13 protein-coding genes are annotated in these 14,186 nt (G+C 71.9%); 10 read left to right on the top strand and 3 right to left on the bottom strand.

Features of this window, described 5'->3' with window-relative positions; all coding sequences use genetic code 11:
- Positions 1 to 62: 62 nt before the first annotated feature.
- The 9 genes from tatA (at position 63) to ACZ6AA_RS22745 (ending at position 10,325) form a co-directional block, all read left to right on the top strand.
- Positions 63 to 362: a Sec-independent protein translocase subunit TatA gene (gene tatA / locus ACZ6AA_RS22785; protein WP_030356254.1), complete on the top strand. Its 300-nt coding sequence runs from the start codon at positions 63 to 65 to the stop codon at positions 360 to 362.
- 95 nt (positions 363 to 457) lie between these two features.
- Positions 458 to 1,360: a twin-arginine translocase subunit TatC gene (gene tatC, locus ACZ6AA_RS22780; RefSeq protein ID WP_468453488.1), complete on the top strand. Its 903-nt coding sequence runs from the start codon at positions 458 to 460 to the stop codon at positions 1,358 to 1,360.
- Positions 1,361 to 1,443: 83 nt separating this feature from the next.
- A complete protein-coding gene (locus ACZ6AA_RS22775) occupies positions 1,444 to 2,334 on the top strand; it encodes a diacylglycerol kinase (RefSeq protein WP_468453036.1) in 891 nt (296 codons plus the stop codon).
- A gap of 112 nt (positions 2,335 to 2,446) precedes the next feature.
- The gene (locus ACZ6AA_RS22770; protein ID WP_468453038.1) at positions 2,447 to 5,257 is read left to right on the top strand and encodes a DEAD/DEAH box helicase; all 2,811 of its coding nucleotides are present in this window, start codon (positions 2,447 to 2,449) and stop codon (positions 5,255 to 5,257) included.
- 438 nt (positions 5,258 to 5,695) lie between these two features.
- Complete coding sequence (locus tag ACZ6AA_RS22765; protein ID WP_468453040.1) at positions 5,696 to 7,327, top strand: ATP-binding protein; 1,632 nt, start codon at positions 5,696 to 5,698, stop codon at positions 7,325 to 7,327.
- Positions 7,324 to 7,731, top strand: a complete 408-nt coding sequence (locus ACZ6AA_RS22760; RefSeq protein ID WP_468453042.1) for a roadblock/LC7 domain-containing protein — start codon at positions 7,324 to 7,326, stop codon at positions 7,729 to 7,731. Before ACZ6AA_RS22765 ends, ACZ6AA_RS22760 begins: the two co-directional genes overlap by 4 nt.
- Positions 7,728 to 8,138, top strand: a complete 411-nt coding sequence (locus ACZ6AA_RS22755; RefSeq protein ID WP_385724175.1) for a DUF742 domain-containing protein — start codon at positions 7,728 to 7,730, stop codon at positions 8,136 to 8,138. The genes ACZ6AA_RS22760 and ACZ6AA_RS22755 overlap by 4 nt, the downstream gene beginning before the upstream one ends.
- Entirely contained in the window at positions 8,119 to 8,748 is a 630-nt protein-coding gene (locus tag ACZ6AA_RS22750) for a GTP-binding protein (protein WP_385724172.1), read from the top strand. The genes ACZ6AA_RS22755 and ACZ6AA_RS22750 overlap by 20 nt, the downstream gene beginning before the upstream one ends.
- Before the next feature lie 71 nt (positions 8,749 to 8,819).
- Positions 8,820 to 10,325, top strand: a complete 1,506-nt coding sequence (locus ACZ6AA_RS22745; protein WP_468453045.1) for a cytochrome P450 — start codon at positions 8,820 to 8,822, stop codon at positions 10,323 to 10,325.
- Positions 10,326 to 10,334: 9 nt separating this feature from the next.
- Here the strand turns inward: ACZ6AA_RS22745 and ACZ6AA_RS22740 are convergent, their stop codons facing one another.
- A complete protein-coding gene (locus tag ACZ6AA_RS22740) occupies positions 10,335 to 11,294 on the bottom strand; it encodes a pseudouridine synthase (RefSeq protein ID WP_471459624.1) in 960 nt (319 codons plus the stop codon).
- Between the two features lie 99 nt (positions 11,295 to 11,393).
- On the opposite strand from ACZ6AA_RS22740, the gene ACZ6AA_RS22735 reads away from it, so the two are divergent.
- Positions 11,394 to 11,996, top strand: a complete 603-nt coding sequence (locus ACZ6AA_RS22735) for a GNAT family N-acetyltransferase (RefSeq protein ID WP_468453049.1) — start codon at positions 11,394 to 11,396, stop codon at positions 11,994 to 11,996.
- Positions 11,997 to 12,184: 188 nt separating this feature from the next.
- Here the strand turns inward: ACZ6AA_RS22735 and ACZ6AA_RS22730 are convergent, their stop codons facing one another.
- Together ACZ6AA_RS22730 and ACZ6AA_RS22725 are read right to left on the bottom strand one after the other, a co-directional pair.
- Positions 12,185 to 13,024 carry a siderophore-interacting protein gene (locus ACZ6AA_RS22730; RefSeq protein ID WP_468453051.1) on the bottom strand — a complete coding sequence of 280 codons (840 nt, stop codon included), beginning with the start codon at positions 13,022 to 13,024 and terminating at the stop codon, positions 12,185 to 12,187.
- 163 nt (positions 13,025 to 13,187) lie between these two features.
- Positions 13,188 to 14,102, bottom strand: a complete 915-nt coding sequence (locus ACZ6AA_RS22725) for a 5'-3' exonuclease (protein WP_468453489.1) — start codon at positions 14,100 to 14,102, stop codon at positions 13,188 to 13,190.
- Positions 14,103 to 14,186: the final 84 nt, after the last annotated feature.

The following is a 14,186-nucleotide window of genomic DNA, read 5'->3' as shown; positions in this document are numbered from 1 at the left end:
TCGGACGACTGTCCGACACCCGGTCCCGAAATCTGACGCCTCGGTGAAGAAGGTAGACAGCTATGGGTAGGCTCGGCCCCACCGAGATCATCCTGATCCTCGTCATCCTGGTCCTGCTCTTCGGTGCGAAGAAGCTCCCGGACATGGCCCGGTCCCTCGGCAAGTCGGCGCGCATCCTCAAGAGCGAGGCCAAGGCCATGAAGTCGGACGGCAAGCAGGACGAGAAGGCCCCGGCCGACCCGCCCGCGCCCGCCGACCAGAGCGCCCCGCAGCAGCAGCCCCGCACCATCCAGGCGGCCCCCGGCGACGTGACCAGCTCCCGTCCGGTCGCCGAGCCGACCGACCACACGACGCAGCGCTGATCCAAGGCCGGCTGCCACCGCCGGCCTGCCGCACGAGATGAGGACGTGGGTTGCTCAAGTCTGCCCGCAAGAAGGAGAGGGACCCCGAGGGGCGGATGCCTCTCGCGGACCATCTGCGCGAGCTCCGCAACCGGCTCGCGAAGGGGATGCTGGCGATCACGATCGTCGCGATCGTCGCCGCGTTCTACAGCGAGCAACTCATGGAGTTCCTCGCCGACCCCGTGCCCCGCTGCAAGGAGGGCATGTCGACGACCGGCGGTGAGTGCGCCACCGTCGCGTACACGGATCTCCTCTCGCCCTTCACCACGACGGTGAAGGTGTCCCTCATGGCGGGCATCATCGGAGCCAGCCCGATCTGGCTCTACCAGCTCTGGGCCTTCGTCGCGCCCGGACTGCACAAGAGCGAGCGCAAGTACACCTACGCCTTCGTGTCCGCGGCCGTGCCGCTGTTCTTCGGCGGCGCCTGGCTGGCGTACGTGATCATGCCCGTCAGCATCCGGGTGCTCCTCGGCATCACGCCCGAGGGCTCCGAGAACATCCTGCCGATGGACAAGATCCTCGACTTCAGCGTCAGGATGGTCCTGGTCTTCGGCGCCTCCTTCGAGCTGCCGCTGCTGCTCGTCATGCTGAACATGACCGGCATGGTCACCGGACGCCGCATGCTCGGCTGGTGGCGCGGCGTCGTCATGGGCGTCTTCGTCTTCGGCGCGGTGGCGACCCCCACGACCGACCCCGTCGGCATGCTCGCGCTCGCCGGACCCATCGTGGTCCTGTACTTCCTCGCCGTGGGCTTCTCGATCCTGAACGACAAACGCCGCCGACGCGCCGACCCGGACGCGGAGCTCGACGACGACGAGGCCTCCGACCTCGACCTCACCCCCGAGCCGATCAACGGGAACCCACCCGTCCCCGCCGCCAAGGCGCTCCCCGAGCAGGCCGACAGCAGCGGCGCCGACGGCCGCACCTCCCGGTACAACGGCTACGACGACGTCACCTGACAGGCAGGGCGACGCCCCACAGGCTCCGGGGCGCTGAGCCCCACGACTGGTTGCGGCGGCGGACCGCTGTGTAGGGTCCGCCCGTGACCAGCGAGATCACCCTCTTCGTCAATCCCACCGCGGGCCGCGGCCGGGGCGCGCACGCCGCGCAGCCGGCCGCCGCCGCCCTGCGCGCCGCCGGATTCTCCGTACGGACCGTCATCGGCGAGGACGCCGGGGACGCGCTGCGCCGGGCCAGGACCGCCGTCGACGGGGGTACGGGCGCCCTGATAGCCGTCGGCGGCGACGGCATGGCGAGCCTCGCCCTGCAGGCCGTCGCCGGGACCCGCACCCCGCTCGGCGTGATCGCCGTGGGCACCGGCAACGACTTCGCGCGCGCCCTCGGCCTGCCCGTGCGGGAACCCGCCGCCGCGGGCGCCCTCGTCGCCGCGGCCCTGAAGGAGGAGCGGATCCGGGACCTCGACCTCGGGCGGGTCGGCGCGACCTGGTTCGGGACGGTGCTCGCCTCCGGGTTCGACTCGCGGGTCAACGACCGCGGCAACCGCATGCGCTGGCCCACCGGACGGTTCAAGTACGACCTCGCGATGCTCGCCGAACTGGCCGCGTTCAAGCCCGTTCCGTACCGCGTCACGCTGGACGACGGCGACGTCCACGAGGTCGACGCGACGCTCGTGGCGATCGGCAACGGCACGTCGTACGGCGGTGGCATGCGGATCTGCGCCGGGGCCGACATGAGCGACGGGCTCTTCGACGTCACCATCGTCGGCGACTGCGGCCGCGGCACGCTCCTGAAGGTCTTTCCGCGGGTCTACAAGGGCACACATCTGGACCATCCGAAGGTCACCGTGCACCGGGCCGCGAAGGTGCGGATCGAGGCGGCGGGCACCACCGGATACGCGGACGGGGAGCGCCTCGGCGAGCTGCCGCTGACCGCCACCTGTGTGCCGGGGGCGGTGCGCGTCCTCGGTCCGTGAGCCGGGCCGGGCGCCCGCGCCCCACCCGCCCTACGCCCGCCACCTGCGGATTCGCCCCGGTCCCGATATTGATCGTCCGTTGTCAGTGGTGGCCGGTAGGCTCGAAAGCACGATGACAGAGGACCTCTCACCGGCCGAGCGGTATGCGGCGGCGCGTCAGCGTGCCGCCGAGCAGGCCACCGCACTCGCGTCCTTCCGCGAGATGTACGAATTCGGCCTCGACCCCTTCCAGATCGAGGCGTGCCAGGCGCTCGAGGCCGGCAAGGGTGTGCTCGTGGCCGCCCCCACGGGCTCGGGCAAGACGATCGTCGGCGAGTTCGCCGTGCACCTCGCCCTCCAGCAGGGCAAGAAGTGTTTCTACACCACGCCGATCAAGGCGCTCTCCAACCAGAAGTACGCCGACCTCGCCAAGCGGTACGGCGCGGACCGGGTGGGCCTGCTCACGGGCGACAACAGCGTCAACTCCGAGGCACCGGTGGTCGTGATGACCACCGAGGTCCTGCGGAACATGCTGTACGCGGGCTCCCAGTCGCTGCGCGGCCTCGGGTATGTGGTGATGGACGAGGTGCACTACCTCTCCGACCGCTTCCGCGGCGCCGTCTGGGAGGAAGTGATCATTCACCTCCCGGAGTCGGTCACGCTGGTGTCGCTCTCGGCCACGGTGTCGAACGCGGAGGAGTTCGGGGACTGGCTCGACACGGTCCGCGGTGACACCGAAGTGATCGTTTCCGAGCACCGCCCCGTGCCGCTGTTCCAGCACGTGCTCGCGGGCCGCCGGATGTACGACCTCTTCGAGGAGGGCGAGGGCCAGCGCAAGGCGGTCAACCCGGACCTGACCCGGATGGCCCGCCTGGAGGCCAGCCGGTCGTACAACCCGCGCGATCGCCGCAAGGGCAAGATGATCCGCGAGGCCGACCGCGAGCGGGAGCGCAGATCGCGGTCGCGGATCTGGACACCGGCCCGTCCCGAGGTCATCGAGCGACTGGACGCCGAAGACCTGCTTCCCGCCATCACGTTCATCTTCAGCCGCGCGGGCTGCGAGGCCGCCGTGCAGCAGTGTCTGTACGCGGGGCTGCGCCTGAACGACGACGACGCGCGGCTGCGGGTGCGTGAACTCGTCGAGGAGCGCACCGAGTCCATCCCGAACGAGGACCTGCACGTCCTTGGCTACTACGAATGGCTGGAGGGCTTGGAGCGCGGCATCGCCGCCCACCACGCGGGCATGCTGCCGACCTTCAAGGAGGTCGTGGAGGAGCTGTTCGTACGCGGCCTGGTGAAGGCCGTGTTCGCCACCGAGACCCTCGCGCTCGGCATCAACATGCCCGCGCGCAGCGTGGTCCTGGAAAAGCTCGTGAAGTGGAACGGCGAACAGCACGCCGACATCACCCCGGGCGAGTACACCCAGCTGACCGGCCGCGCGGGCCGCCGCGGCATCGACGTCGAGGGCCACGCGGTCGTGCTGTGGCAGCGCGCCATGAGCCCCGAGCACCTGGCGGGCCTCGCGGGCACCCGCACCTACCCGCTGCGCTCCAGCTTCAAGCCGTCGTACAACATGGCGGTGAACCTGGTCGAGCAGTTCGGGCGGCACCGCTCGCGCGAGCTGCTCGAGACGTCCTTCGCGCAGTTCCAGGCCGACAAGTCGGTCGTCGGGATCTCCCGGCAGGTGCAGAAGAACGAAGAGGGGCTCGAGGGCTATCACGCCTCGATGACCTGCCACCTCGGGGACTTCGAGGAGTACGCGCGACTGCGCCGCGAACTCAAGGACCGCGAGAACGAACTGGCCAAGCAGGGCGCCAACCAGCGCAGGGCCGCCGCCGCGGCCGCCCTGGAGAAGCTCAAGCCGGGCGACGTGATCCATGTGCCGACCGGGAAGTACGCGGGCCTCGCGCTCGTGCTCGACCCGGGGCTGCCCGCGGGCCGGGCCAACGGCCACCGCGGCTTCGAGCACCAGGACGGGCCGCGCCCGCTGGTGCTCACCGCCGAGCGGCAGGTCAAGCGGCTCGCGTCGATGGACTTCCCGGTGCCCGTCGAGGCCGTGGAGCGGATGCGCATCCCGAAGTCGTTCAACGCGCGCTCCCCGCAGTCGCGCCGCGACCTCGCCTCAGCGCTGCGCACCAAGGCCGGGCACCTGGTGCCCGAGCGCCACCGCAAGGGCCGCGCGGCCGCCGCCGACGACCGCGAGATCTCCCGGCTGCGCGCCGAGCTGCGCGCGCACCCGTGCCACGGCTGCGACGAGCGCGAGGACCACGCCCGCTGGGCCGAGCGGTACTACCGCCTGCGGCGCGACACCCAGCAGCTGGAGCGGCGCATCGAGGGCCGGACCAACACCATCGCCCGCACCTTCGACCGCATCGTCGCCCTGCTCACCGAGCTGGACTATCTGCGCGGCGACGAGGTCACCGAGCACGGCAAACGCCTCGCCCGGCTGTACGGCGAACTGGACCTGCTGGCCAGCGAATGCCTGCGCGCCCGGGTCTGGGAGGGCCTCGGCCCGGCCGAACTGGCCGCGTGCGTCTCGGCGTTGGTGTACGAGGCTCGGGTCGGAGACGACGCGCTCGCGCCCAAGCTGCCCTCCGGCGGGGCCAAGGCGGCGCTCGGCGAGATGGTGCGCATCTGGGGCCGACTCGACGCCCTGGAGGAGGAGTTCAAGATCAGCCAGGCCGAGGGTGTGGGGCAGCGCGAGCCCGACCTCGGCTTCGCCTGGGCGGCGTACATGTGGGCGAGCGGCAAGGGCCTCGACGAGGTGCTGCGCGAGGCGGAGATGCCGGCCGGTGACTTCGTGCGCTGGTGCAAGCAGGTCATCGATGTGCTCGGGCAGATCTCGGCGGCGGCGCCGCGCGAGGACAGCACGGTCGGGAAGAACGCGCGCAAGGCGGTGGAGCAGCTGCTGCGCGGTGTGGTGGCGTACAGCTCCGTCGGCTGACGCACATCAGCTCTGGGGCGGCCCCTGCCGGGTGAAACCGGCGGGGGCCTTCTTCGTGCCCGCGCCGGTGCCGTTCACCGCGCGCCCCCGGATCGTCACTGCATGCGGCGTTACAGTCGCCATGCGTGCAAATGGGGCTGAGTGTATGCCTGTCGGCGGGCGCTCGCAGAGGGTTGCCGAATATGACTCCAGCGTGATGCGAGCGGACTAAGCTCGCCCGAAGCGCGGCGAGTTGAACGAGTTGCGACGGATTCGCGCGCTTGTTCCCAGATATTCGAAAATTCGTTTTCTCGCGCGGGCCGAACCCGGCGGAAGACACGCAATGCATCACATCCCCCCATACCCCCACATCGATCACATGCACCACACGCGTTACCAGCGTCACCCCCGTATCGATCCCCAACTTCCTCCCCCAAGACGAGTGTTCAGAGGGCATACATGGTGAGTGTTCAATCGCCTCCCGGTGGCCGAGAAGTCCCTTACGCACGCGTGCTGTTGCTGCCCGCCATGGTCATGGCGGCGGCGACGGGAGCCGCCGTCGCCGCGGTGACCGAACCGGCCCGGATCGCGGTCGGCTGGTGCGGTGCCGTCGCCACGCTCGTGGTCGTCGCCGTCGGCGCCGAGGCCGCGCGCCGCGGCCGCGTCATCCGCGACCTGCACCGGAGCCACGCGAAGCAGACCGCCCACCTCCAGCGCCGCATCGAGACCCACGACGAGGACACCGTCCGGCTGGGCCGCGACCTGCTGCCGGAGACCCTCTACCGGGTCCGGCAGGGCGAGGCGCCCTCGGAGGTCATCCGCCACGTCATCGACGGCGACGAGACCAACCGCCGACTGCCGCAGGCCCAGCGCATCCTGCTGCGCTCCATCCTGGACATCCTCGACCGCGAGGAGGCCATGCGGGAGAACTCGCAGCGCGCCTTCGTCAACATCGCGCGCCGCGTGCAGTCCATCGTCCACCAGCAGGCCGCGGAACTCCGCGACATGGAGGAGTTCCACGGGCGCAACCCCGAGGTCTTCGACGACCTGCTGCGCATCGACCACGGCACGGCCCTCATCGGCCGCCTCGCCGACTCGATCACCGTGCTCGGCGGCGCCCGCCCGGGACGCCAGTGGCCCAAGCCCGTACCGCTGTTCAGCGTGTTGCGCGGCGCCATGTCCCGGATCCTGGAGTACCAGCGCGTCGACCTGCACTCCATCGCCAAGGTCGCCATCCACGGCACCAAGGTGGAGCCGCTGATCCACGCCTGCGCCGAACTGCTCGACAACGCCACGCGCTACTCGCCGCCGCAGACCCGGGTGCACGTCACCGCGGTCGAGGTGCAGACGGGCATCGCCGTGGAGATCGAGGACGGCGGCGTCAGCCTCAGCGAGGAGGCCCGCGCCCGGGCCGAGCGGATGCTGGAGAGGGCCCAGCAGGGCATGGACCTGAACGACCTCGGCGAGACGCCACGCCTCGGCATGGCCGTCGTCGGCCGGCTCTCGCAGATGTACAACCTCCAGGTGTCGCTCCGGCAGTCCGCGTACGGCGGCGTGCGCGCCGTCCTCATCGTGCCGCGCGAGATGATCACCACCGGGGCCGCGCCGGGGCTCGCGCACGGCATCGGCGCCTCCGCCGTGCCGCGTGTGAACGCCGACGGCACGATCATCGAAGAGGCCCGCGACATCCGCCGCAAGAAGCCGCGCAAGGTCACCACGGTGCCCCACCCCTCCATGCCGCTCTCGGTGTCCATGGAGGACGAGATCCCCGAAGTCACCGAGTGGACGGCCAACGGCCTTCCGCAGCGCAGGAGTCGCGTCAAGATGTCGCTCAGCGAGCGCTACGCGCAGGAGGCCGAGGCCCAGCGCCGCGCCGAGGCGGCCATGGCCGCCGCCCCGCCGCCACCTCCGCCGCCCGCCCCGAAGGAGGAGAAGGAACCCGGTCTGTGGATCGAGGCCTTCATGAAGGGCGTCAACGGCGAGGACCCGACCGAGGGCGACCGCCCCGGCGACCCGGCGGCCCAGCGACAGGTCCGCGACCGGAACGACCACGGCAGCACCGACAACGCCGATGAGGGGGGCTGGAAGTGATCCAGCAGCGGGCCAACTTCGACTGGATGCTCAAGGAACTCGCCGACGGCGTCCACGGCACCCGGCAGATCGTGGTGCTCTCCGCCGACGGGCTGCGCATCGCGCGCCACGGCGGCGACCCGGACGCCGCCGACCGGCTCGCGGCCGCCTGCGCGGGCCTGCAGAGCCTCGCCGCCGCCGTGGCCACCGAGATCCCGGAGAGCGACGGCAAGATGCGGATGGTCATCATCGAGGTCAACGGCGGCTACTTCTACATGATGGCCGCGGGCGCCGGGGCCTACCTCGCCGTGCTCGCCGAGGAGACCGTCGACGCCGGACTCATCGGCACCCGCATGCGGGACCTGGTCGTCCGGATCGGCGCGCACCTCACGAGCCCGCCGCGGCGAGACGGGCAGGCCGTATGACTCATCCGCTACACCCCCCGCAAGGCGATGAACCCGATGCCCGCTTCCAGGCGGAGGTGCCAGTCCGACGTGAACGCCGCAGCCCCGAGAATCCCGAGCGGCTGTACATCCTCACCGGCGAGGACTCCGAACGGGCACCGCTCGACCTGGTCACGCTGATCGTCGCCAAGGGTGATCCCTCCCCGACGGCACAGCCCGAACAGTCCGCCGTGGTGCGGCTGTGCCGGACGCCGTTGTCCGTCGCGGAGCTGTCGGCCTATATGGCCCTGCCGTTCAGCGTGGTGACCGTGGTCCTGACGGACATGCTCGCGGCGGACTTAGTGCTGGCGCGCGCCCCCATCGTGCGCTCCGCGCTCCCCGACCGTTCCCTTCTCGAAGCGGTGATGCATGGACTTCAAAAGCTCTGACACGCTCACCTCCGGCGCGATCACCGGCCCCCGCGCGCAGGACGTCCTGCCCGCCACGGCCACGGCCGCCGTGAAGGTCGTCATCGTGGGCGGGTTCGGAGTCGGCAAGACGACGATGGTGGGCTCGGTCAGCGAGATCCGTCCGCTGACCACCGAAGAGACCATGACGCAGGCCGGCATCGGCGTCGACGACAACTACGGCTCCGAGACCAAGACCGCCACGACCGTCGCGATGGACTTCGGCCGGATCAGCATCTCCGAAGAGCTGGTGCTCTATCTGTTCGGCACCCCGGGCCAGGAGCGGTTCTGGTTCCTGTGGAACGGCCTCTTCGAAGGCGCGCTCGGCGCCGTCGTCCTGATCGACACCCGCCGCCTCCAGGTCAGCTTCGACGTGATCGGACGCCTGGAGGAGAAGGGCGTGCCGTTCATCATCGCCGTCAACGACTTCCCGGACGCGCCACGGCACCCGATGGACGCCCTGCGCAGGGCGCTCGACCTGGAGCAGGGCGTGCCGATCGTGCACTGCGACGCCCGGCACCGGGTCTCCAGCAGGGACACGCTGATGACGCTCATGCGCTATCTGCACTCCCTTGCCGTGGCCAGGGCCTGAGCCCGCCGCCCGCCATCCGCCCGCCCGGAACCCCACCACCCCGGAACCTTCACCACCCCGGAGCCACCACCGTGACGACTCCCTCCCGGCACTCCCCCTACTCCGCGTCGAACCCCGACCCCGACGCCACCCCGCCCCGCGGTTGCCCCGCCCACCAGTCCTCCGGCATCGGCCGCGACGGGCTGCGCCGCCTGTACGGACCCGAGGCGGACCAGGACCTCGCGGGCGTCTACGAGAAGCTGCGCGCCGAACACGGCCCGGTGGCCCCGGCGCTGATCCACAACGACGTCCGCGTCTGGGCGGTGCTCGGCCACAGCGAGAACCTGCACATGGTCCGCACGCCGTCCCAGTACACCCGTGACTCCCGCGTGTGGAGCGCGGTCAGGGACGGCACGGCGGGCCCCGACCACCCGCTCGCGCCCGTGTTCAGCTGGCAGCCGATGGCCTCCTTCGTCGAGGGCGCCGAGCACCAGCGGCTGCGCGGGGCGGTCACCGGCGCCATGGCGGGCCTCGACCACCGCGGCATCCGCCGCCACATCAACCGCTACAGCAACAAACTCCTCAACGACATCTGCGAGATCGGCACGGCCGACCTGGTCAGCCAGTTCGCCGAGCATCTGCCGATGATGGTGATGCTGCACGTCCTCGGCATGCCCGAGGACTACAGCGAACGCATGGTGCAGGCCGCCCGCGACATGATCAAGGGCACCGAAACGGCCATCGCCAGCAACGAGTACGTGATGGAGGCCCTCACCCGGCACGTCGTGCGCCGCCGCGCCCAGCCCGAGGAGGACTTCACCAGCGCCCTCATCGCCCAGCCCGCACAGCTCACCGACGACGAGGTCGCCGCGCACCTGCGCCTGGTGCTGATCGCGGCGTACGAGGCCACGGCGAACCTCATCGCGAACGTCCTGCGCATGGTCCTCACCGACCCGCGCTTCCGCGCCCAGCTCAGCGGCGGCCAGATGACCGTGCCCGAGGCGGTCGAGCAGTCGCTGTGGGACGAGCCGCCGTTCAGCGCCATGGTCGGCTACTTCGCCAAGCAGGACACCCAGCTCGGCGACCAGCAGATCAAGGCGGGCGACGGACTGCTGCTCGGCATCCAGCCGGGCAACGTCGACCCCGTCGTGCGCCCCGACCTGTCCGCGAACATGCAGGGCAACCGCTCCCACCTCGCGTTCAGCGGCGGGCCGCACGAGTGCCCCGGCCAGGACATCGGGCGCGCCATCGCCGACACCGGCGTGGACGCGCTGCTCATGCGGCTGCCCGACGTCGAACTCTCCGTGGACGAGCGGGAGCTGAGCTGGCGCTCGTCGATCCTTTCGCGGCATCTGGTGGCGCTGCCGGTGCAGTTCGGCAAGCGGCCGCCGCAGGACGTCACGGCCCGGCCGATGTCGCACGTGCCGACGCCGCGCAAGCACTGGGAGGTGACGACCCCGGCACCGCGGCCGGCCGAAGCCCCGGCCGCCCCGCCGCAGCCGGTCGCCCCCGCCGCCCCGGCCGCGGAGCCCGCGGCCACGCCGGTCCGGCGCAAGGGCGCGTGGCGCCGCTTCCTGGAGTGGTGGCGGGGCTACTGAGCCCGCGGCCTACTGGCCGTGCGCCTGCCCGGCCCATGTGTCGTACGCGGACCAGGCTCCCAGGGAGCGCCCGCTCTCGAAGCGGCGTGCGGCGCCCGTCACGGGGTCGGTGAACTCCAGGACACGGGCGAGGAGTTGCAGGGGGCGCCGGAAGTCGTCCGGCGCCACCGGCGGGCGCACCTCGGGGTAGAGCGGGTCGCCCAGGAGGGGCAGGCCGAGGGCGTTCATGTGGACGCGGAGCTGGTGGGTGCGGCCGGTGTGCGGGAGCAGCCGGTAGCGCCCCAGGCGGCCGTCGTGCTCGACGAGTTCGACACGGCTCTCGCTGTTCGGCTCGGCGCCGGGGACCTCGTAGGCCGCGAGGACGCCCCGCTCCTTGACGATGTGGCTGCGCACGGTGCGGGGCAGGGTCAGCGCGGGGTCGTACGCGGCCACGGCCTCGTACTCCTTGTGCACCCGGCGGTCGCTGAACAGGGTCTGGTAGGCGCCGCGTTCCCCGGGGCGCACCGTGAACATCAGGAGACCGGCGGTGAGCCGGTCCAGGCGGTGGGCGGCGCCGAGCGCCGGGATGCCGAGCTGGGCGCGGAGGCGGGCGAGTGCGGTCTCCGCGATGTGACTGCCGCGCGGCATGGTGGCGAGGAAGTGCGGCTTGTCGGCGACGACGATGTGCTCGTCGCGGTACACGACGTCGATGGTGTCCGGCACCCGGGGCTCGTCCGGCAGGTCCCGGTGGAACCACAGGTACACGCCCGGGGCGTACGGCGCGTCCGGAGCCACCGGCCCGCCGTCGGCGCCGACGACCCGGCCCTCGCGCAGCATCGCGTCGACCACGCCGGGCGGCGCCGAGAGCCGGTCCACGAGATGGTCCCGTACGGTCGTCCACGCCACGTCGTCCGGCAGCCGGACCCGCACGGGGTCGACGCCGTCGCGCTGCGGCAGGGGAGCGGGCGGAGTGCGGCGTCTGCGGGTCACACCGGGCAAGCGTACGGGGCGCGGTGATCGCCCGGGCGGCCGCGCGCCCGGCCCCGAAAATCGCTGTCCTGTGCGGCGGCCGCGCTGCACGATGACGGCATGCCTTACAAGATCCCGAACGTGGTGGAGCCCGGCACCTTCGCGAGCCAGGAGCAACCGACTCTTCTCGCCCCCGGGGGCCTGCTGCTGCGCCCCTGGACGCCCAAGGACGCGCCCGCCGTGTACGCGGCGTTCCAGGACCCGGTGCTGCAGCAGTGGCACGCGCGCGTGGCCGACTCCGAGGACGAGGCCCGCGGCTGGATCGAGGGCTGGCGCGCGGAGTGGCCGAAGGAGCGGTCCGCGACCTGGGCGGTCGTGGACGCGGACACCGACGAGGTGGCGGGCCGGGTCGCCCTGCGCGAGATCGTCTTCGCCGACGGCCAGGCGGAGATGGCGTACTGGACGCTGCCCCGCGCCCGCGGCCGCGGCGTCGCGCCCCGCGCGGTGACCGCCCTCGCCGACTGGGCCCTGGACGTCGTCGGCCTGCACCGCCTGGAACTCACCCACGCCACGGCCAACGAGGCGTCGTGCCGCGTGGCCCTGAAGACCGGCTTCGCCCCGGAGGGCACCAAGCGGAGCGCGGTGCTGCATGAGGACGGCTGGCACGACATGCATCTGCACGCGCGGATCAGGGGGGACGGGGTGGGGGCGGCGGCTGGGTGAGGGGCGCTCACGGCGGGCGGGGGCTCGTGCGGGTGGCGCCGCGCGCGGGGGAGGGCGGCCACCCCCGAAGCGGCCTGAGGGCGGCCACCCCCAAGTGGGGCGGCCGCCCTCAACGGCGGGTCGCGCAACAGCACCGCCTACTGGCACCGTGCACCGGCATCGCGTACGGGGAACGTCCCGCGCGGTCCCTACGCCGCCGTCTGTTCCTGCTCCGCCTCCACCTGCGCGTTCCACTCCGGCTTCGACGCCTGCCAGCCGTCCTCGTTGTGGCCGAGGCGCCAGTAGCCGGAGACGGAGAGGCGCTCGCGCGGGACCTGGTGGTCGACGCGCAGGAGGCGGCGCAGCTCCTTCACGAAGCCCGCCTCGCCGTGCACGAAGGCCTGCACGTCACCGGCGGGGAAGTCGAGCGCGCGGACCGCCTCGACCAGGGCCTGGCCGACGGGGCGCCCACCCCGGTGCAGCCAGACGACCTGGGCGTGCGTGTCGATCTGCTGCTCCTCCTCGGGGCCCTCGACCTCCACGAACGCGCGCACGTCGGCGCCCTCGGGCAGAGCCTCAAGGGCGGCGGCGATGGCGGGAAGGGCGCTCTCGTCACCGGCGATCAGGTGCCAGTCGGCGGTGGGGTCGGGGGCGTACGCGCCGCCGGGGCCGAGCATGCGGACCGTCTCGCCCGGCTGGACGTCGCGCGCCCACGGCCCGGCGAGGCCCTCGTCGCCGTGGATGACGAAGTCGAGGGCGAGCTCGCGGGCCTTGGGGTCCCACCAGCGCACCGTGTACGTACGCGTCACCGGCCACTGCTCGCGCGGCAGTTCCTCGCGGATCCGCTGGATGTCGAAGGGCTCCGGATAGCTCACGCCGGCGGGCGCGAAGAGCAGCTTCACGTAGTGGTCCGTGCAGTCCCCGGCCGTGAACTCCGCCAGGCCCTCGCCGCCGACGACCACGCGTCGCATATGTGGTGTCAGCTGCTCGGTGCGCACGACCTGCGCGATGTGGGGCTTGGGAGTCCTGCGTGCGGGTCGCTCTGCCATGGCGGTGGGCCTTCCCCTGAAACGCTATTGGTTAGGTAAACCTAACCTAGCATTTCGTCCCGGAAGCACGGAAAGGGCGCCGGGGCGGCAGGGGAACCCGCCGGGGCACCACGGAGAACCCGTCGGGGCAGCAGGGGCCACCCGGCGGGGCAGTCCGCAGTGCTCACCGGGCCAGGACCGACAGAAGCCGGTGCACGGCCCCGCCGAGCCCCCACCGGGTCGCCAGCTCCTCCAGGGCGGCCGGATCGCGCGGCTCGCGCGGCAGCGCGACGTCGACGTCCGGCAGCGGCACGTCGCCCGCGACCCGGACCACCTTCGGGGCCACGGCCACATAGGCGCGGGACTCGTCCAGGCGCTTGCGCTGCGACGGCGTGAGCTTGGACCGCGGGTCGTCGACCGCCGCCATGATCCCGGCCAGGTCGCCGAAGGCGTCGAGCAGCTTGGCCGCGGTCTTCTCGCCGATGCCGGGCACCCCGGGCAGGCCGTCGCTCGGGTCGCCGCGCAGCAGGGCGAGATCCACATAGCCGGGGCCGTCCACGCCGTACTTCTCGCGCAGCCACGCCTCGTCGGTCACCTGAAGGGTGCCCACTCCCTTCAAGGGGTAGAGGACGCGGATGCCGCGGGCGTCGTCCACCAGCTGATACAGGTCGCGGTCGCCCGTGATGATGTCGACCGGGCCCGTGGCCCGCGCCGCGTACGTGCCGATCACGTCGTCGGCCTCGTACGCCGCCACGCCCACGCGGGCGATGCCGAGGGCGTCCAGGACGTCCTCGATGACGGGGACCTGGGGGGAGAGGGTGTCGGGGATCTCCTCGGCGTCCGGGTCCGGGGTGCCCGCGGGGGCCTCCTCGGCCACGCGGTGCGCCTTGTACGAGGGGATGAGCTCGACGCGCCAGTGCGGGCGCCAGTCGGCGTCCATGCAGGCGACCAGGTCGTCGGGGTGGTGGTCCTGGACGAGGCGGGTGATGAATTCGAGCAGGCCGCGCACCGCGTTCACCGGAGTGCCGTCCGGGGCCCGCACGGACTCGGGGACCCCGAAGTAGGCCCGGAAGTACAAGGACGCCGTGTCGAGCAGCATCAGCCGCCGCGTTGCTTGAGTCACGTTCGCATCATGCCGCACGGCACTGACAAGGGCGGTCGAAGAACAGTCGCGAATGTGACC

It is taken from the genome of Streptomyces sp. NPDC040610, from assembly GCF_055594065.1.
This window is presented reverse-complemented; position numbering and strand designations above follow the sequence as displayed.

Coding starts and splice junctions, on each gene's coding strand:
- tatA (WP_030356254.1), top strand. CDS start 63: ATGGGTAGGCTCGGCCCCACCGAGATCATCCTGATCCTCGTCATCCTG.
- tatC (WP_468453488.1), top strand. CDS start 458: ATGCCTCTCGCGGACCATCTGCGCGAGCTCCGCAACCGGCTCGCGAAG.
- ACZ6AA_RS22770 (WP_468453038.1), top strand. CDS start 2,447: ATGACAGAGGACCTCTCACCGGCCGAGCGGTATGCGGCGGCGCGTCAG.
- ACZ6AA_RS22765 (WP_468453040.1), top strand. CDS start 5,696: ATGGTGAGTGTTCAATCGCCTCCCGGTGGCCGAGAAGTCCCTTACGCA.
- ACZ6AA_RS22755 (WP_385724175.1), top strand. CDS start 7,728: ATGACTCATCCGCTACACCCCCCGCAAGGCGATGAACCCGATGCCCGC.
- ACZ6AA_RS22750 (WP_385724172.1), top strand. CDS start 8,119: ATGGACTTCAAAAGCTCTGACACGCTCACCTCCGGCGCGATCACCGGC.
- ACZ6AA_RS22735 (WP_468453049.1), top strand. CDS start 11,394: ATGCCTTACAAGATCCCGAACGTGGTGGAGCCCGGCACCTTCGCGAGC.
- ACZ6AA_RS22730 (WP_468453051.1), bottom strand. CDS start 13,024: ATGGCAGAGCGACCCGCACGCAGGACTCCCAAGCCCCACATCGCGCAG.
- ACZ6AA_RS22725 (WP_468453489.1), bottom strand. CDS start 14,102: ATGCTGCTCGACACGGCGTCCTTGTACTTCCGGGCCTACTTCGGGGTC.